The sequence below is a fragment of the Flavobacterium granuli genome (assembly GCF_031456055.1).
In the GTDB taxonomy this organism is placed as follows: domain Bacteria; phylum Bacteroidota; class Bacteroidia; order Flavobacteriales; family Flavobacteriaceae; genus Flavobacterium; species Flavobacterium granuli_A.
Genome location: NZ_JAVDTX010000001.1, coordinates 748,581 through 766,723, shown reverse-complemented (window position 1 = coordinate 766,723; position 18,143 = coordinate 748,581). Strand labels below are relative to the sequence as shown.

Here is an 18,143-nt window from a genome sequence, read left to right as displayed (position 1 = left end):
TTCGGCAATAGATTTGAACGTCATCAATATTACTTTTTATAAAAAAGAATTAAATCTAGCAAAGACTAAGATTGTAGATTTGTGCTATTTGCTATGAGAGTAGGGGAAAGAGCATTAGTTTTCATAATTGTATTCTATGGAAATTGTTTTTTCGATGAATATTTTATATTTGTTATTGTAGGCTGTGAAAATCGCCACAACTCAAAATCTCAAAAAAATAAGAATAGATATTTTTAACCCAAATAGTGCTGAACTATGAAAATCAAAGAGAATTTATATAATCAAAGAATTATTTCTATTGATGCTTTTCGTGGAATTACCATTTTCATTATGATTTTTGTAAACGAGTTGGCGAGTGTTTCAAACGTACCACAGTGGATGAGACATATGCCGGCTGATGCTGATGCAATGACTTTTGTCGATTTGGTTTTTCCTGCCTTTCTATTTATTGTGGGAATGTCTATTCCGTTTGCTTTTAATGCCCGATTGATTAAAGGAGATAGCCCTAAAACTATCTGGACTCATACTTTAAAAAGAGCTTTGGCATTGATTATTATTGGTGTTTATATGGTCAATGCCGAATATGGTTACGATGAATCAAAAATGGTAATATCAGCTGCATTTTGGGGACTTTTAGCCTATTCGATGCCAATTCCGATTTGGAATAAATATCCAAAAGAATTCCCTAGACTTGCTAAAAATGTACTCCAATACGGAGGAATGCTGGTTTTGGTGCTATTGTATTTTTTATACGTGCAAGATACAGGAGCAATTGGAATTACGCCAAAATGGTGGGGAATTCTTGGACTTATTGGTTGGGCTTATTTTATTACAGTAGTTTATTATTGGTTGGTAAAAGGGAAGTTATCAGCTATGATTGGTTTTCTTTTTCTTTGTCTAATTGCAAATATTCTAAATCTAACAAACGGAAGCATAGTTCAAGAAGTAAGTTGGTTGAGTTTTATTGCGGGACATATGACACATGCTACGCTTGTTGTAGCTGGTGTAGTGATATCGTTACTGTTTTTTGAGGGAACTATTTCCGAAAAAATAAATTGGAAAGTAATCGGTTTTGGGTTGCTGTTTTTCTTGTTGGGCTATTTGCTGAGACCTTATTATGAGGTTTCGAAAATAAGAGGAACACCTTCTTGGGTATTGTATTCGGCAGGTATTTGTACTTTACTGTTTTATTTTTTCTATTGGTTGATGGAAATCAAAAAGCAAACAAAATGGAGTGGCTTTTTTATGCCCGCGGCCGCGAATCCGCTTCTTATTTACATTCTTCCTGGGGTTATATATTACTTCAATTTAGCATTTGGCATAAAAATTATCCCGGACTATTTTCGTGATGGTATTCCCGGAATAGTATGGTCTTTAGTGTTTTCGACAATTATGCTATTTGTGATGCGAATTTTTAATAAATACAAAATACAATTGCATTTGTAGATAACTAGGCGCTTTAGAAACTTAACTATAAAAGTTTTGTACTTCGAAGAATGTAGTTGGTTTTTGATGATTTTAATAGAAAAAGGCTTTTTTAGAATTATCGTTCCAACCTGCTTGATTTTCATACTCCACAAAATAAATCTTGACATCAGCTTGGTTGGCGTATTCGGCGAAGTATATTTTTTTGTCTGCTTGGTTGTCATATTCGGTAAAAAACCATAAACCATCATTCTTTCCAGCTTGATTATTGTATTTGACTTTGTATACTTTTAAATCTGCCTGATTCGGATAATCGACCACATAAACTTTTACATCAGCTTGATTTGCGTATTGAGTTGAAAATACTTTTTGGGCTTGAGTCGTCAAGTTAAATAATAGAAGAGCTATTACAGAAAAGGTATTTTTCATTTTTCACAAATTTAATGTTCATATTGTTGAGACTAATGTATTCCACTAATGTTATAAAACCCGAAATTCTTTCAACAAAAAACCATTCGCCACGCCTTTAAAATCTGTCAATTGATTTTGAATCCAGTTTTCATCATGACCTAATTCTTTTGCAAGTAAATGGGCAACTTTTTCTGCGCTGGCAATCGCGGCGCGTGCATCCAAAAAAAGTAGTCGGACACGTCTGGCCAAAACATCCTCAACTGTGACTGCCATCTCTTCTCGGATAGCCCAAACCACCTCGGCCAAAGTATAATTGTAATCTGGATGTAATTTTTCCTTTAGTTCAGGTTCGTTTTCCTGTAATTGCAAAATAAACTCACTGTCTGTTCCATAAATGAACAGATGATTTTCAAAATCTACAGCACTGTTTTTTTTGTTTCCATGAATAGCCAAATGTTCAGTCACACATTTATTTGGGTTTAGTTGGTGAACTGTAATAGCTTTGTTGACTATTTCTTCGGCAATTTTTCTGTAGGTTGTCCATTTTCCGCCAGTTATAGTGATTAATCCGGTTTCGGAAACAATTATTTTGTGGCTTCTGGAAAGTTCTTTGGTGGTCTGTCCTTTTTTTTCGGGAGCTGCCAAAGGTCTTAATCCCGCAAAAACGGATAGAACATCGGCTCGTGTCGGTTTTTTTGTTAAGTATCTTTCTGCTGTTTTCAATACAAACTCAATTTCTTCTTCGAGTGCAATTGGTTCAATATCTGATTTTTTGACCAAAGTGTCCGTAGTTCCCACAACAATTTTGTCGTGCCAAGGAACTGCAAAAAGCACTCTTCCGTCACTAGTTTTGGGAATCATTAATGCGTAATCACCAGGCAAAAAGGATTTGTCAAACACCAAATGAATTCCTTGACTGGGAACGATGTATTTTTTATAAACAGTGTCATTCATTTTCATGATGGCATTGGTGAATACCCCAGTTGCATTAATGACTGCCTTTCCTTTTATGGTATGTTTCTCTCCCGACTCTTGGTCTGCGGCTATGACACCCATAACTTGATTCTTGTCATCCTTTATTAATTCAATAACTTTAAAGTGATTGAGTACGCAAGCTCCTTTTTCGATGGCTGTTTGGGCAAGATTAATTGCTAAACGGGAATCGTCAAACTGTCCATCGTGGTAGAGGACACCGCTTTGTAGTCCCTTTGGTTCAATGGATGGTAATAACTCGATTGTCTTTTCTTTGGATAAATATTTGGAACTTCCAAGGCTTAGTTTACCGGATAACAGATCATAAATTTTTAGGCCAAAGGTGTAAAAATAACCTCTCCACCTATTGTAATTTGGGATAATGAAAGATTCATTTTTAACCAAATGACCTGCGTTCTTTTCCATTAATCCTCTTTCTTTTAGAGCTTCAATGACTAGAGAAAGATTGCCTTGTTCTAAATAGCGAACACCGCCATGAACCAATTTGGTACTTCGGCTTGAGGTTCCTTTTGCAAAATCCACCGCTTCGAGAAGTATCGTTTTAAAGCCTCTGCTTGCCGCGTCAACTGCAACGCCAAGTCCATTGGCACCACCACCAATAATGATGATATCCCAATCTTGGTTCTGTTTTAGTTTTTCTAACTGTTCAATTCTGTTCATTGAGCGGTTTTGTTGATTTGGCTAGTCTCTTTAGTAAAATTAGCCAAATAATTTGACAACCTGAGTTTGATTATTGAAATTTATCTTTTTGGGAATACTTACAAAAAAGCCAAGTCTCTCCCTTTAGCCCTGATGGAAGCGGCATTCTATCTCGTTTTTTACGAGATGGAATATAGTGGACAGCAGGTACCATGCTTACCGATAATGCCAAATCTTTCTGCTCCTAGTTAATAACAGGATTCTATTTTGACTACAGATTTTAATTTTCTTACCTTAATATATAGGTAGAAAAAAGATGCTTTTTGACTTTAGAATTATTAAAGATAGATTGAAGCGGTGTGTAAATTGAAGCGGATTGAGCTGTTGAAATGGGTTTTCTGCCGATTTTATTGGTTTTTAAAATCGATGAAAGGTTGATATTTAAAAAAAAAAATTACTTTTGCGATTCAAACAATAGCAATATGGCAAAGAATTTAGTGATAGTTGAGTCCCCTGCAAAGGCAAAAACAATCGAAAAATTTCTAGGAAGTGATTATCAGGTAGAATCAAGTTACGGGCATATTGCCGATTTGCCTTCTAAAGAAATAGGTGTTGATGTCGAAAACGGATTTACTCCAAAATATGAAGTTTCCGCGGATAAGAAAGCATTGGTTTCTAAATTAAAGACTTTAGCCAAAAATGCCGATATGGTTTGGTTAGCAAGTGATGAGGACCGCGAGGGAGAGGCTATTTCTTGGCACTTGGCGGAAGAATTAAAACTTAAAAAAGAGAAAACAAAACGTATTGTTTTTCATGAGATTACCAAATCAGCTATTCTTAAAGCTATTGAAAAACCGCGTGAAATCGATTATAATCTAGTAAACGCACAACAAGCTCGTAGAGTTTTGGATCGTTTGGTTGGATATGAATTGTCACCAGTTCTTTGGAGAAAAGTAAAAGGCGGTTTGTCTGCTGGACGTGTTCAGTCGGTTTCTGTTCGGTTGATTGTGGAGAGAGAACGCGAAATTCAAAACTTTACAGCTGTGGCAACTTATTCGGTTGTAGCAGAGTTTACAAATGAAGCAGGAAAGACTTTTAAGGCAAAGCTTCCAAAAAATTTCAATACAAAGAAAGAAGCCGAAGATTTTTTAAAACAAAATATCGGTTCTATATATAAGGTAGCGGATTTAGAAACTAAACCTACCAAAAAATCACCAACAGCTCCTTTTACAACTTCGACTTTGCAACAAGAAGCAGCAAGGAAATTGTATTTACCTGTTGGAATCACGATGCAATTGGCTCAACGACTGTATGAGGCCGGACTTATTACTTATATGAGAACGGACAGCGTGAACTTGTCCAAAGAGGCGATGGATGCGGCTCAGGCCGAGATTATCAAATCGTATGGAAAAGAGTTTTCAAATCCAAGAACTTTTGTCAATAAGAGTAAAGGTGCACAAGAGGCGCACGAAGCGATTCGTCCGACTGATATGTCACTTCATACGGTAAATATTGATAGAGATCAAGCTCGTTTATACGACTTGATTTGGAAAAGGACTTTGGCTTCTCAAATGAGTGATGCTAAGTTGGAGCGTACTAACGTGAAAATTGAAGCTAATAATCACGATGAAGTATTCACTGCTTCTGGTGAGGTTTTACTTTTTGAAGGATTTTTGAAAGTTTATCTTGAAGGACACGATGATGAAGAGGAAGAACAAGAAGGTTTGTTGCCTGCCTTGAAGGTGAATGAAAAATTACAAAACAATTATATTGCTGCAACCGAAAGATATTCTAGAGCCGCTGCAAGATATACAGAGGCTTCTTTGGTGAAGAAATTAGAAGAATTAGGTATTGGTCGTCCATCTACGTATGCACCAACTATTTCTACTATTATCAACAGAAATTATGTTGAGAAAGGAAACCTTGAAGGATTAGAACGAAATTATACGCAGTTGACTTTACAATCTGGTAAAGTAGGCGAAAAATCGCTTAAAGAAAATACTGGTTCAGATAAAGGCAAGTTGGTTCCTACAGATATTGGTACAATTGTTACTGATTTCTTGGTAAAGAACTTCGGTAATATTTTGGATTATAATTTTACTGCAAAAGTCGAACATGATTTTGATGAAATTGCTGAGGGAAATATTGAGTGGACTAAAATGATGCAGGAATTCTACGATAAATTTCACCCAACAGTAAAAGATGTTGAAGCGAATGCAGACAGAGAAAGCGGAGAACGAATTTTAGGAGTTGATCCTGAATCAGGTAAACCGGTTTCAGTTCGTTTGGGTAAGTTTGGTCCAATGGCTCAAATTGGTGATGCCGAAGATGAGGATAAAAAATTCGCGAGTCTTAGACACGAACAAAATATTGGTACTATTACTTTAGAGGAAGCTTTGAATTTATTTTTGCTTCCAAAAAACCTGGGTATATATAAAGGAGAAGAAGTAGAAGTGAGTAATGGTCGTTATGGTCCTTATGTACGTCACGGAAGTGTTTTTATTTCTTTGCCAAGAGGAGAAGATCCTTTGGATGTTTCCATGGTACGAGCTCAAGAGTTAATTGATGAAAAAGCGATCGCTGATGCACCAATTTCTGTTTACAAAGGTGAAGGTGTTCAGAAAGGAACTGGTCGTTTTGGTCCTTTTATTAAATGGAATGGGATCTTTATAAACGTTAGTAAGAAATATAATTTCGATAATTTATCTCAGTCGGATATTCAAGAATTGATTGAGGATAAATTGCAAAAAAATATTGATAAAGTTCTCCATAATTGGGAAGAAGAAGGTATCTTGGTTGAGAAGGCACGTTGGGGACGTTCGGTTATTACAAAAGGAAAAATAAAAATTGAATTAAGTAAAGATGTTGATGCAACAAAATTGACATTGGTTGAAGTTCAAGAAATGATTGCCAAGAAAACGCCAGCCAAAAAAGTTGCAGCTAAAAAAACTACTGCAGCAAAGAAACCCGCAGTAAAAAAAGTAGTGGCCAAAAAGAAATAGAGAATTAAATTCAAATAGTCCTCTTTTTTCCTTTCAAGGGAAATAGTAGAGGAGAGGTAAAAGATGTAAAAAAATGGAGTTTGATTTTTTAGAACCATTAAGTGAAGATTTTCTAAATTATGTCTTAGGTTTGTCTGTGCAACATTTGGGCAGCAAAATAGTTTTGCATACTAATGATGCAATGCCTGATTTGGATAAAATTGATATTGCAATAATTGGTGTTCTTGAAAATAGAGATGATAAGAATGGTAGTGCAAATGTTAATCTTGATGCGATTCGAAAAGAATTGTATGGGATGTTTCCAGGGAATTGGAAAGTGACTATTGCTGATTTAGGAGATATTCTTCCTGGAAATTCAAAAGAGGATACTTTTTTTGCATTAAAAAAAATAGCTTCAAGTCTTATAAAAAGAAAAATCGTACCTATAATAATTGGTGGGTCTCAGGATTTAACTTATGCATTGTATAGAGGATACGACGATTTGGAACAAATGGTGAATTTAGTTTCCATAGACAGCAGGTTTGATTTTGGGAAAGAAAATGAGGTTATTAGTTCTGATTCTTTTTTAACTAAAATAATTATCGACGAGCCTAATAACTTGTTTAATTTTTGTAATATTGGCTATCAAACTTACTATAACTCCCAGGAGGAAATAGATTTGATTGATAAGTTGTTCTTTGATGCTTATCGTTTGGGTGAAGTTTCGAATAATATTTCAATTTCGGAACCAGTTTTTAGGGATGCAGATGTTGTGAGTATCGATTTGAATTCTGTAAAATCATCAGATTCTGGGAATTTTACAGTTTTTAACCCAAACGGTTTTAATGGTAAGGAAATTTGCTCGTTATCCAGATATGCTGGGATAAGTGACAAAGTAAGTTCATTTGGGATCTTTAATCATAATAATTCGAAACAGGAAGCGGTAATTATAGCTCAGATAGTTTGGTATTTTATAGAAGGCTATCATTATAGGTCAAATGAGTATCCTTTTGGTAGTAGAGAAAATTATTTAAAATATATAGTTCCGCTTGAAGAAGAGGATTTGGTATTTTATAAAAGTGATAAAACAGATCGTTGGTGGATTGAGATACCATTTATTTCAAACACTAGCAATAAATTGAAAAAAAACACGTTATTACCGTGTTCGTATGAGGAGTATTTGGCAGCTTGCAATCAGGAAATGCCAGAGAGATGGTGGAAGGCGCAAAGAAAAAATGTGATGTAAGTTTTAATACTTAAATCATTTATTAAATATTTATTAAAATAGTTAATTTTATGTGAATATTTAAAATATTTACGATATACTTACAAATTTTTTAAAATCATGTTTTTTATCGCTCTTTTTTAGCACTTTGGCGACAATTTATTTTTTTTTTAAAATTTTTAACATACATTTGACCAAATATTTAGAGGCTATAAAGAATTGTTTTTTTGTGAAAAAATAAATAGGTTTGCAGTCCTAATTAATAATGAATAGATAACCCCAATTTTTATGAAGAATTTCATTGCATTTACGGCAATTTTAACAGTGTTGATTAGCTGTGGTAGATCAAGCGACAAAGGAGAGTTGGTTGGTGTAAAAGGAGCAAAGTGGCATCCAGAAAAACCTTATGGAATGACATTGGTTCCTGGTGGCTCATATATCATGGGTAAATCGGATGATGATGTTGCTAATGTTGCTGACGCACCAACAAAAACAGTTACTGTTAGGGCATTTTATATGGACGAAACAGAGATTACAAATAGCGAATACCGCCAATTTGTGGAATGGGTAAAAGATTCTACGATTCGTTTTCGTTTGGCTATTTTGGCTGAAGATAGTGGTCAAGGTGCAGCTAGCGATGGAAAAGGAAAGAATACTGGAAGTATAGCTGATTATTCTTTTAGTAATAATAATTCCGATCCAGAAAAAATGACTGCCTACGATAAATATATGTATGATAACTATTATAGTATCGGTACGGATAAAGATCCAAACGCTTATAAAAGACTGGATAGAAAGGCTAAATTAGTTAAAGATGTTAAGAAATATCCAGATGAATATTACACTGAAGTAATGGATTCGATGTATTTGCCTTTAGAAGCATCTTATAATGGATTGAGAACAATAGATGTGAATAAGCTTAAATTCCGTTACACTTGGATGGATATTCAAGCTGCAGCTAAAGCTAAAGTTGGAAAAAGACAAGACTTCATAAGAACTGAAGAGGTTAAGGTGTATCCTGATACTACAGTTTGGATTAAAGATTTTGCATATTCTTACAATGAACCTATGCATAATGATTATTTTTGGCACAAAGCTTATGGAGAGTATCCTGTAGTTGGTGTGACGTGGAGTCAAGCAAAAGCTTTCTGTGAATGGAGGACTTTGAATAAAAATAGTTATTTAAAATCTAAAAAGAATCATGTTGATAATGTGAATTCATTTAGATTGCCTACAGAAGCTGAGTGGGAGTATGCCGCTAGAGGTGGTCTTGAATCAGCTACTTTCCCTTGGGGAGGTCCTTATACAAAAAGCGATAGAGGATGTTTCTTAGCTAATTTCAAACCTAACAGAGGAGATTATGCTGCGGATCAAGCTTTGTATACTGTAGAAGCTAAATCTTATGAAACTAATGGCTATAATCTATATAATATGGCTGGTAATGTTTCAGAATGGACGGATTCTGCATATGATGCTAACTCTTATGATTTCGTTTCTACAATGAACCCAGCAGTTATTGATAATTCTAATAAACGTAAAGTTGTAAGAGGAGGATCTTGGAAAGATGTTGCTTATTTCCTTCAAGTAAGTACTCGTGCATTTGAATACTCTGATTCAGCTAGAAGTTATATTGGATTCAGAACTGTTCAAGATTACATGGGAACTCAAACAACCGGTAATAATAAAAGAAAATAACCCCAAATAAATCAAATAATAATAACCTAAAATTAACTTTAAATTTTTAAAAAGATGGCAATATTGAGCAAAAAAACAATGAATTTTACCTATGGTATGGGAGCGGCAGTAGTAATTATCGGAGCCCTATTTAAAATTCAACATTACCCTGGAGCTAGTGCATTATTAATAGTTGGTCTTTGTACAGAAGCTTTCATTTTTGCTCTATCGGCATTTGAACCAGTTGAACATGAATTAGATTGGTCATTGGTGTATCCTGAATTAGCAGGTGGTGAAAAATCTGCAAAAAAAGAAGTTGTATCTGATGATGCTGATGGAATGTTATCTGCTAAATTAGACGCATTGTTAAAAGAGGCTAAAATTGATGGTGAATTAATGAATAGTCTTGGAAATAGTATTAGAAATTTTGAAGATGCTTCAAGAAATATTTCTCCTACAGTTGATTCTATTTCTGCAACTAAAAAATACAGTGAAGAATTGTCTATGGCTGCTGCGCAAATGGAGTCATTGAATAGTTTGTATAAAGTGCAATTAGAAAGCGCTTCTAGAAACGCTGAGGCTAATAAAGAAATTGCTGAAAATGCTAGTAAATTAAAAGAGCAAATGCAATCAATGACTGCAAACATTGCATCTTTAAATAATGTATATGGCGGTATGCTTACTGCAATGAGTAATAAAGGATAATTAGTTTTTTAACTATATATTATAATATTAAATAATAAACTAATTAGAAAAAATGGCAGGAGGAAAATTAACCCCTAGACAGAAGATGATTAACCTGATGTACTTGGTTTTCATCGCAATGTTAGCATTAAATATGTCCAAAGAAGTATTATCTGCTTTTGGATTAATAAATGAAAGATTTGAAACGGCTAATAATTTAGCATTATCTTCAAATGAAGCTATTTTAGCTGATTTGGATCTTAAAGCTCAAGATAAACCTGAGCAATATAAAGTACCTAATGAAATTGGAAAGAAAGTTGATGCCGCAACTGCTACTTTTTATAAATATGTAGAATCTTTAAAATCTGATTTTACTAAAGATATTAAAAGAGAAGAGAACGGTAAATTGCCTTATGAGACAATGGATAATTCATCAAAATTAGATGAATCTTGGTTTAGTGGTGATGGTTTATCTGCAAAAGGTAAAGAAGTTGCAGCTGCTGTAGATGCTTATAAAGCGGCTATTAAATTAGCAATTGGAAACGATGCTAAATTTAAGGATATTGCAGCTGAATTTAATACAAAGTTCAATACTGGAGATGTAGTTGATAGAGAAGGCGTGAAAAAAAATAATTTAGATTATAATTTCAAACATTTTCCTCTTATTGCATCTGTAGCTAAATTAACTGCAATTCAAAATGATGTTAATACAATTGAGAATCAAATTTTGAGCAGATTAACTGGTTCAACTGCTGTAGCAGCTGCTTCCATGAAAAATTATACTGCAATTGTAATTCCTGAGAAATCTGCTTTCTTCTCTGGAGAACCTGTAAAAGGAAAAATCGTTTTAGGACGTTTTGATAAAGCTACAGTTCCTACTAAAGTTGTTGTGAACGGTAGTAATCTAAATCTTGGTACAGCATTACATGATGGTCAAGTTGATTTTAGTTTTGGTGCAGGTAATGTTGGTGAACACGACATTAATGGTAACTTTACTTTTATGGAAGATGGAAAACCAGTAGCTATTCCAATTATAGGAAATTATGTAGTGGTTCCAAAACCAAATTCAGCAACTATTTCTGCAGATAAAATGAATGTGGTTTATAGAGGTGTTGTAAACCCTATGACTATCTCTTTTGCAGGAGTTTCAGCTGATAAAGTGTCAGCATCAGCTCCAGGTTTAAGTTCAGCTGGTAAGCCAGGTTCTTATAATATGAATCCAGGACAAGGTTCTGAAGTTGTTATTAATGTAACAGGTACTTTGCCTGATGGTTCTAAAGTATCGGATAAAAAATCATATAGAATTAAAGGTATTCCACCTCCAGTAGGTGCAATCGGTGGAGAAATGGGAATTGTTAAAGGAGCTAAGTCTCGTTTAGAAGTTTCACAAATTTCTGCTAAACTTCCTGATTTTGATTTTAATGTTAATTTGAGTGTTGTTGGATTTACTTTAAAAGTTGCGGGTCAAGCTGCGGTTATTGTTTCTGGTGATAGAGTAAATGCACAATGTAAAACTGCTTTAGCAAGAGCTACAAGAGGTGATCAAGTTACGATTTCAGATATTAAAACTAAATTAGTTGGTTCTGATATTATGCTTTCAAGAACAGCTGTAGTAATTTACGAAATACAATAATATTTAAGTTACTATTCTACTTAAATAACTTAATAATTAATAAAGATGAAGACTAAAAATTTAGTTGCGGTTATGGCATTTGTTGCAGGAAGTTTTTCTTCATTTGCACAGTCTAATTTGCTGAATGCTAAGACGCCAGATCAAATTGGTATAAAAACTAAATCTCAAGTATCTCTTGACAATGATAAGCCTTTAGCTTATGGTTATGTGGATGACAGAGATATTTTGATGGGTAAAACTACATGGGAGATTGTTGATTTGAGCGAAAGATTTAATTTTCCTCTTTATTTCCCAATCGATTCCACTAATATTGGAAAAGATAGAAGATCATTATTTGATGTTTTGATTAAAGGTATTAAGACTAATAAAATAACTGAAGTGTATGCTGATGATTATTTTAATACCAAAAAAACTTTCAAAGATATGAGTAGTTCGTTTACTTATATAGATACTACTAATGCTGGTAGAGAAGAAGTAAATGCCAATAGAGATTTGTATTACCCAAAAGCAAAACCGTCGATTACTTATAAAACTGTAAAAGGTAAAAAAGTAAAAGTGGTTGGTCCTGCTACTGTTCCCGTTGCTAAAGCTTTAGATCCTCAATTTATTGATAAAAGAGAACTTACAGCACAAGATATCACAGGATACAAATTAAAAGGGTACTGGTATTTTGATAAACGTCAAAGTGAATTGAAATATCGTTTATTAGGTATTTGCCCAATTGCTCCAGAAGCTAGAGAAGTTGGAAGTGAAAATCCTGATTACATTGATTTATTCTGGATATTTTATCCTTCAATACGTGATTATTTACATCAGTATTTGGCTTTCAACGAGAAAAACTCGGCTATGCCAGTTTCGTTTGATAGAATTTTAGATTCACGTCAATTTAGTGGTGTTATTTACAAAGAAGAAAATGTTTACGGTGACCGTTTGATTACTGAATACGTAAACGAAAACGCTTTGAATCAATTATTGGAATCAGATAGAATTAAAGATAAAATTCGTGATTTCGAACATGATATGTGGAATTACTAATTCCCTAATATTTTACAATAAAAACTCTTACTTATTTTAAGTAAGAGTTTTTTGTTTTTTACATTTATTATATTATTTATGATTGATTATATTATTGTTGGGTCTGGTTTAGCTGGTATTTCTTTTGCGGAGACAGCCATGTTGAATAATAAAACGGTTATAGTTTTTAACGATGATTCTCAAAATTCCTCTAAAATAGCAGGAGGACTTTATAATCCGGTTATCTTAAAGCGCTTTAGTGAAGTTTGGCAAGCTCAAGAGCAATTGCAATTAATGGATTATTTTTACTCACATCTTAACGATAAAATTGAATCAAAGGTTGATTTCAAAATACCCATATTAAGAAAATTTTTTTCTATTGAAGAACAAAATAATTGGTTTGCTGCTTCAGATAAACCAGCTTTGGCTCCCTTTTTGTCTACTTCTTTAATATTTAAAACTTTTGATGGTATTGATTCTCCTTTTGGATATGGAGAAGTATTACAGACTGGGTATGTTGATACAGCTCTGTTGGTTTCTGAATATCATGATTATTTGTTATCACATCAACTTTTGAGAACAGAAACTTTTGATTATGATACTTTAATTGTTAAAGATGATGGAGTTTCTTATAAAGGAATAGATGCTAAGCACATTGTGTTTGCTGAAGGATTTGGTCTACACGCTAATTCTTTTTTTAATGATCTGCCTTTGGATGGTACAAAAGGAGAATTGTTCATTATTAAGGCACCGTTTTTAAAGTTGGATGTTATTGTAAATACTAGTGTTTTTATTTTACCATTAGGTGATGGCTTGTTTAAAGTTGGAGCTACTTATAATTGGAAAGACAAAACTAATTTGCCCACTGAAGAAGGAAGGGAAGAATTAATTGATAGAATTCGGGAGATTATTTCATGCGATTTTGAAATTATTGAGCATTATGCTGGTGTTCGACCAACTGTTAGAGACCGAAGACCATTAGTGGGAACGCATCCAGAATTTAAAAGAGTTCATATATTGAATGGATTGGGAACTCGCGGTGTAATGCTTGGTCCAGCAATGGCCAAAGCATTGTTTGAAAATATTGAAAATGACGCTTTGTTGGATAATGAAATCGATATCAAAAGATTTACCAATAAACGTAAAGGAAAAGCGTAATTATATTTTAGGGTCATAAGAAACAAACATATTGATGTAGATGTTTCTAGACCATCGTAATACTATTGGGAATAATATGATTAATGTGGCAATAATTGCAATAAAAGAAGTCTGAATGCTACTTTTAAAAATAAGATAGGAAACAATAAAAGTTGCAATGCCGACTCCAACATTCAAACCATAACTAACATACATAGCTCCATAAAAGAAGGAAGGTTCAATTTGATATTTTAGACCACAGTGGCTACAATGTTCATTCATTTTGAGTACTGAACCTAAATGTAAAGGATTTTTGTCCACATACATACTCTCATTCATGCATTTTGGACAAGTTCCTGTTAAAATGCTATATAGTTTGGATCCTTTTTTTAACATTTGCAAAAAAATTTAATTTTTCTATTTTTAGAAAGACCAAATTTACTAATTCATAAAGGAATAAAATAATAATACATGCTTAATATACACAATTTATCGGTTTCGTTTGGTGGTTCTTATTTGTTTGAGGAAGTGACTTTTCGATTGGGTGCGGGTGACCGAGTTGGTCTTGTTGGAAAGAACGGTGCAGGGAAATCGACAATGCTTAAAATACTAGCAAAAGATTTTGCTCCAGACTCGGGAGTAATTTCTCAAGAGAAGGAGATTCGAATGGGTTTCTTACGTCAGGATATTGATTTTGAAGTTGGAAGAACGGTTTTGGAAGAGGCTTATGAAGCTTTTACTGAGATTAAAATTGTTGAAAAAAAGTTAGCTGAAATTAATCACCTTTTGGTAACTCGTACCGATTATGAAAGTGAAGAATACAGTAAAATTATCGAAGACCTTTCTGATTATACACATCGCTTTGAATTATTGGGAGGGTATAATTATGTTGGAGATACCGAAAAGATTCTTTTGGGTCTAGGTTTCAAACGTGAAGTTTTTGACAATCAAACTGAAACTTTTTCTGGAGGTTGGAGAATGCGTATCGAGTTGGCTAAATTGTTATTGCAGTCAAATGATGTTTTGTTGCTGGATGAGCCTACGAATCACTTGGATATCGAAAGTATTATTTGGTTGGAAAGTTTTTTACGTAATTATCCTGGAGTTGTAGTTATCGTTTCGCACGATAAGATGTTTTTGGATAATGTAACTAATCGTACTATTGAAATATCTTTAGGGAAAGCATATGATTTCAATAAACCATATTCTCAATATTTAGAGCTGCGTCATGAAATTCGTGAAAAGCAATTGGCCACTCAGAAAAATCAAGCCAAGAAAATTGAAGAAACCGAAAAGCTGATTGAAAAATTTAGAGCCAAAGCTTCCAAAGCTTCTATGGCACAATCTTTAATTAAGAAGCTTGACAAAGTTGAACGAATTGAAGTTGATGAGGACGACAATTCGGTTATGAATATTTCTTTTCCTGTTTCGAAAGAGCCGGGTAGAGTTGTAATTGAAGCTGAAAATGTAACCAAAAGCTATGGTGATAAAACCATTTTGAAAGATATTAGTTTATTGGTGGAACGTGGAAGTAAAATTGCTTTTGTTGGTCAAAATGGTCAAGGAAAATCTACTTTTATTAAAGCAATAGTTGATGAATTTGAATACCAAGGTTCGATTAAATTAGGTCATAATGTGCAGTTGGGTTATTTTGCCCAAAACCAAGCTGAGTATCTTGATGGCGAGATTACCTTGTTGCAAACTATGGAAGACGCTGCGATGGATACGAACCGAATGAAAGTGCGCGATATGTTGGGTTCCTTCTTGTTTCGCGGAGATGATGTAGAGAAAAAGGTAAAAGTGCTTTCTGGAGGCGAAAGAAACCGTTTAGCGCTTTGTAAATTATTATTGCAACCTATTAATGTTTTGTTGATGGATGAGCCAACAAATCACTTGGATATAAAATCTAAGAACGTTTTGAAAGCTGCTTTGCAAAAATTTGGTGGAACTTTATTGTTAGTTTCTCACGATAGGGATTTCCTTCAAGGAATGTCTAATATTGTGTACGAATTCAAAGATCAAAGAATCAGGGAATATTTAGGGGATATTAATTATTTCTTAGAAGAACGCAATATGGAAAATATGCGTGAAGTCGAGAAAAAAGATGCTTTGAAAGCTACTGTAGCAAAAGAAAGTAACAAAGCTTCCTATGAAGATCAGAAAAAAGGCAAAGCTTTACAAAACAAGTTAAGTAAAGTAGAAAGTCAAATTAAACAATTGGAAAAAGACATTCAGCACGATGATAAATTGTTGGCTTCCAATTATGATAAACACATTGAAGATGCTTCCTTTTTTGTAGCTTATAACAAAAAGAAAGCAGAATTGGATAAGTTACTTTTGGACTGGGAAATTGTTCAGGAAGAAATAGATAATTTGTAATAAAAAAGCTCCATTTTTGGAGCTTTTTTTATAGGTAATTCTTAAATTACTTCTATCCTTTTTGAATGCTCAATGGCTTCTTGACTATTTTTAAAATAACAAATTTCTACGTTTAAGTCCTTTAGGTTGTTTAGTACACTAGTTACTTTCATTATCTTAGAATTCCCCGTTTGTCTTATATAAACAGCTTTTACATTTACAGGGAATATTTTGCAGATGTTTGCATATAAATAGGGGTCTTCCTGAGAATCATCACCCAATAAAACGTATTTCAAATTTGGATAAAATTCGAGAATATGTTTTATTTTTTCAAATTTATGGTTGTGACCTCCTCTTCCAGTGAAGACAAAATCTTTTAAACTTGTTTTGATGTCTTTTAGCAATAAAACAGCTCTGGGTAATTGATGGATTTCGGTAAAACGAATTATAAAAGTGTATAAATTCCACTCACTGCTAGATACATAAAAAAAAGCATTTTGTTCGTTTTTGTTGTTTCTGCCTGCAGAACTTAAGGCTTGATAATGGGAAACAACGTTCTGGTAAATCTTTCTTTTATTTACATTTCTAAACAATAAAACATATAATTTTTTTAATGGATTTGAGGTGTGCGAAACTATAAATGTGTCGTCAATGTCTGATATAATTCCCAGACTGCCTTCAATGGGACGAATATAGCTTCCTTTTTCGACAATGCTTTCATTATTGACATTGGCGGTTACTTCATAATTGATCCAGCCAAAACCAACAGTAGTGTCCACAGGAATACAAAATTTAAAATATCCATCATCCAATGTTTTTGTATGTATTGTTGAATTTTTGTACTTTAAATATACATCCGCATTTGCTTTCGTTTTTGTTCTAAATAAATTAATAATTGCATTGGCATTTTTGAAATTATTTTTTTTAAAATCATAATCCTTGACTTTATTAGAATTAAATACGTGGCCCATGACTATGAGTTCCTGTTCATTGGCATATCCACGATATAATTTCAAATAAGGCTTCATTTGATATGATTAGTTTTATTTTCTATCTAAATTTATTGTTTTTTATTAATATACTAACCGAAATTATGAAAAAGAGTATCATCATGGTTGTAAATCCAATATCAGGAGATGTTGATAAAGCTCAATTTATTGAAACGGCTAGTTTTTTTGCAGAAAAAGAAAATTTGGAACTCATTTTATACGAGACTTCCGGAGAGGGTGATGTTGTCAAGATAAGAGAATTGTATAATGAGCATCTACCCGAAAGAATTTTAGTTGCGGGTGGTGACGGAACCATTAAAATGGTCGCAGAAGCAATAGAGAAACATGATGTAATTCTTGGAATTTTGCCAGCCGGTTCTGCAAATGGTTTGTCGGTTGATTTGAATTTACCGTTGACACTTGAAGAAAATCTTGAGATAGCTTTTTATGGTAATTATATCGAGATGGATATGATTGCGATCAATGGAAAAAAAAGTTTGCATTTGAGTGATATTGGACTCAATGCTGATCTTGTTAAGAATTATGAAAATAGCGAAACACGTGGCATGTGGGGATATGCCATTCAGGCCTATACAACTTTGATAGATATGGAAGACCCTTTCGAAGCAACGATTACCGCCAACAATCAAACTTCTACATGTGTAGCTCGGATGATTGTGATTGCCAATTCTCAAAAGTATGGAACTGGAGTAATAATTAATCCTGATGGGGCAATGAACGATGGTAAATTTGAACTAGTGATTCTGAAAAATTTGGATTTGATTGTTTTCGGAAAAATTATCACTGGAAATATGCCGATTGAGTCAGATGATGTTGAAATAATTTCTACAGACAGAGCCACCATAAAAACGAATATTCCCGTAAGCTTTCAAATTGATGGTGAGTATTGTGGCGCCGAAAGTATTTTGGAAATTTCTATTTTACACAAACAATTAAAGGTTGCTGTAGCATAATTTTAT

Annotated in this window: 14 protein-coding genes; 10 read left to right on the top strand and 4 right to left on the bottom strand. The window is 33.6% G+C overall.

From position 1 onward, the window contains the following. Positions 1-255: 255 nt before the first annotated feature. Positions 256-1,446, top strand: coding sequence for a DUF5009 domain-containing protein (locus tag J2W95_RS03290; protein WP_310003915.1), 1,191 nt, complete (start codon positions 256-258; stop codon positions 1,444-1,446). A 72-nt stretch (positions 1,447-1,518) separates the two neighbouring features. Here J2W95_RS03290 and J2W95_RS03285 read toward each other — a convergent pair whose 3' ends face one another. Continuing rightward, positions 1,519-1,854 carry a 7(1) septoil knot domain-containing protein gene (locus tag J2W95_RS03285; RefSeq protein ID WP_310003913.1) on the bottom strand — a complete coding sequence of 112 codons (336 nt, stop codon included), beginning with the start codon at positions 1,852-1,854 and terminating at the stop codon, positions 1,519-1,521. 51 nt (positions 1,855-1,905) lie between these two features. Next, positions 1,906-3,489, bottom strand: a complete 1,584-nt coding sequence (locus J2W95_RS03280) for a glycerol-3-phosphate dehydrogenase/oxidase (protein WP_310003911.1) — start codon at positions 3,487-3,489, stop codon at positions 1,906-1,908. A gap of 461 nt (positions 3,490-3,950) precedes the next feature. Between J2W95_RS03280 and topA the strand changes: the two genes are divergently transcribed. The 7 genes from topA to J2W95_RS03245 all read left to right on the top strand — a co-directional run bounded on the left by topA (position 3,951) and on the right by J2W95_RS03245 (position 13,837). Beyond that, positions 3,951-6,470, top strand: coding sequence for a type I DNA topoisomerase (gene topA / locus J2W95_RS03275; protein ID WP_310003909.1), 2,520 nt, complete (start codon positions 3,951-3,953; stop codon positions 6,468-6,470). Positions 6,471-6,543: 73 nt separating this feature from the next. Next, on the top strand, positions 6,544-7,695 hold the full coding sequence (locus J2W95_RS03270; RefSeq protein ID WP_310003907.1) for a formimidoylglutamase: 1,152 nt from the start codon (positions 6,544-6,546) through the stop codon (positions 7,693-7,695). A gap of 267 nt (positions 7,696-7,962) precedes the next feature. Beyond that, positions 7,963-9,369: a T9SS ring complex lipoprotein PorK/GldK gene (gene porK / locus J2W95_RS03265; RefSeq protein WP_310003905.1), complete on the top strand. Its 1,407-nt coding sequence runs from the start codon at positions 7,963-7,965 to the stop codon at positions 9,367-9,369. 54 nt (positions 9,370-9,423) lie between these two features. Continuing rightward, positions 9,424-10,053 (top strand): type IX secretion system motor protein PorL/GldL, encoded by a 630-nt coding sequence (gene porL / locus J2W95_RS03260; RefSeq protein WP_310003902.1) that lies wholly within the window; start codon positions 9,424-9,426, stop codon positions 10,051-10,053. A gap of 52 nt (positions 10,054-10,105) precedes the next feature. Further along, positions 10,106-11,665 (top strand): type IX secretion system motor protein PorM/GldM, encoded by a 1,560-nt coding sequence (porM, locus tag J2W95_RS03255; RefSeq protein ID WP_310003900.1) that lies wholly within the window; start codon positions 10,106-10,108, stop codon positions 11,663-11,665. A 45-nt stretch (positions 11,666-11,710) separates the two neighbouring features. Further along, complete coding sequence (gene porN / locus J2W95_RS03250) at positions 11,711-12,700, top strand: type IX secretion system ring subunit PorN/GldN (protein WP_310003898.1); 990 nt, start codon at positions 11,711-11,713, stop codon at positions 12,698-12,700. Between the two features lie 78 nt (positions 12,701-12,778). Continuing rightward, positions 12,779-13,837, top strand: a complete 1,059-nt coding sequence (locus J2W95_RS03245; protein WP_310003896.1) for an NAD(P)/FAD-dependent oxidoreductase — start codon at positions 12,779-12,781, stop codon at positions 13,835-13,837. Here J2W95_RS03245 and J2W95_RS03240 read toward each other — a convergent pair whose 3' ends face one another. Beyond that, positions 13,838-14,212 carry a DUF983 domain-containing protein gene (locus J2W95_RS03240; protein WP_310003893.1) on the bottom strand — a complete coding sequence of 125 codons (375 nt, stop codon included), beginning with the start codon at positions 14,210-14,212 and terminating at the stop codon, positions 13,838-13,840. It lies immediately after the preceding gene. Between the two features lie 75 nt (positions 14,213-14,287). Here J2W95_RS03240 and J2W95_RS03235 point away from each other — a divergent pair, with 75 nt between their 5' ends. Further along, positions 14,288-16,195 carry an ABC-F family ATP-binding cassette domain-containing protein gene (locus J2W95_RS03235; RefSeq protein ID WP_310003891.1) on the top strand — a complete coding sequence of 636 codons (1,908 nt, stop codon included), beginning with the start codon at positions 14,288-14,290 and terminating at the stop codon, positions 16,193-16,195. Positions 16,196-16,236: 41 nt separating this feature from the next. On the opposite strand, the gene J2W95_RS03230 is transcribed toward J2W95_RS03235, so the two are convergent. Then, on the bottom strand, positions 16,237-17,202 hold the full coding sequence (locus tag J2W95_RS03230) for an App1 family protein (protein ID WP_310003889.1): 966 nt from the start codon (positions 17,200-17,202) through the stop codon (positions 16,237-16,239). Between the two features lie 65 nt (positions 17,203-17,267). On the opposite strand from J2W95_RS03230, the gene J2W95_RS03225 reads away from it, so the two are divergent. Next, positions 17,268-18,137 carry a diacylglycerol/lipid kinase family protein gene (locus tag J2W95_RS03225; RefSeq protein ID WP_310003887.1) on the top strand — a complete coding sequence of 290 codons (870 nt, stop codon included), beginning with the start codon at positions 17,268-17,270 and terminating at the stop codon, positions 18,135-18,137. Positions 18,138-18,143: the final 6 nt, after the last annotated feature.

What these genes read in the sequence shown, in the direction of transcription:
- porN (WP_310003898.1), top strand. Translation starts at nt 11,711, where the DNA reads ATGAAGACTAAAAATTTAGTTGCGGTTATGGCATTTGTTGCAGGAAGT.
- J2W95_RS03240 (WP_310003893.1), bottom strand. Translation starts at nt 14,212, where the DNA reads ATGTTAAAAAAAGGATCCAAACTATATAGCATTTTAACAGGAACTTGT.
- J2W95_RS03280 (WP_310003911.1), bottom strand. Translation starts at nt 3,489, where the DNA reads ATGAACAGAATTGAACAGTTAGAAAAACTAAAACAGAACCAAGATTGG.
- J2W95_RS03270 (WP_310003907.1), top strand. Translation starts at nt 6,544, where the DNA reads ATGGAGTTTGATTTTTTAGAACCATTAAGTGAAGATTTTCTAAATTAT.
- topA (WP_310003909.1), top strand. Translation starts at nt 3,951, where the DNA reads ATGGCAAAGAATTTAGTGATAGTTGAGTCCCCTGCAAAGGCAAAAACA.
- J2W95_RS03245 (WP_310003896.1), top strand. Translation starts at nt 12,779, where the DNA reads ATGATTGATTATATTATTGTTGGGTCTGGTTTAGCTGGTATTTCTTTT.
- J2W95_RS03235 (WP_310003891.1), top strand. Translation starts at nt 14,288, where the DNA reads ATGCTTAATATACACAATTTATCGGTTTCGTTTGGTGGTTCTTATTTG.
- porM (WP_310003900.1), top strand. Translation starts at nt 10,106, where the DNA reads ATGGCAGGAGGAAAATTAACCCCTAGACAGAAGATGATTAACCTGATG.
- J2W95_RS03285 (WP_310003913.1), bottom strand. Translation starts at nt 1,854, where the DNA reads ATGAAAAATACCTTTTCTGTAATAGCTCTTCTATTATTTAACTTGACG.
- porK (WP_310003905.1), top strand. Translation starts at nt 7,963, where the DNA reads ATGAAGAATTTCATTGCATTTACGGCAATTTTAACAGTGTTGATTAGC.
- J2W95_RS03230 (WP_310003889.1), bottom strand. Translation starts at nt 17,202, where the DNA reads ATGAAGCCTTATTTGAAATTATATCGTGGATATGCCAATGAACAGGAA.
- J2W95_RS03290 (WP_310003915.1), top strand. Translation starts at nt 256, where the DNA reads ATGAAAATCAAAGAGAATTTATATAATCAAAGAATTATTTCTATTGAT.
- porL (WP_310003902.1), top strand. Translation starts at nt 9,424, where the DNA reads ATGGCAATATTGAGCAAAAAAACAATGAATTTTACCTATGGTATGGGA.
- J2W95_RS03225 (WP_310003887.1), top strand. Translation starts at nt 17,268, where the DNA reads ATGAAAAAGAGTATCATCATGGTTGTAAATCCAATATCAGGAGATGTT.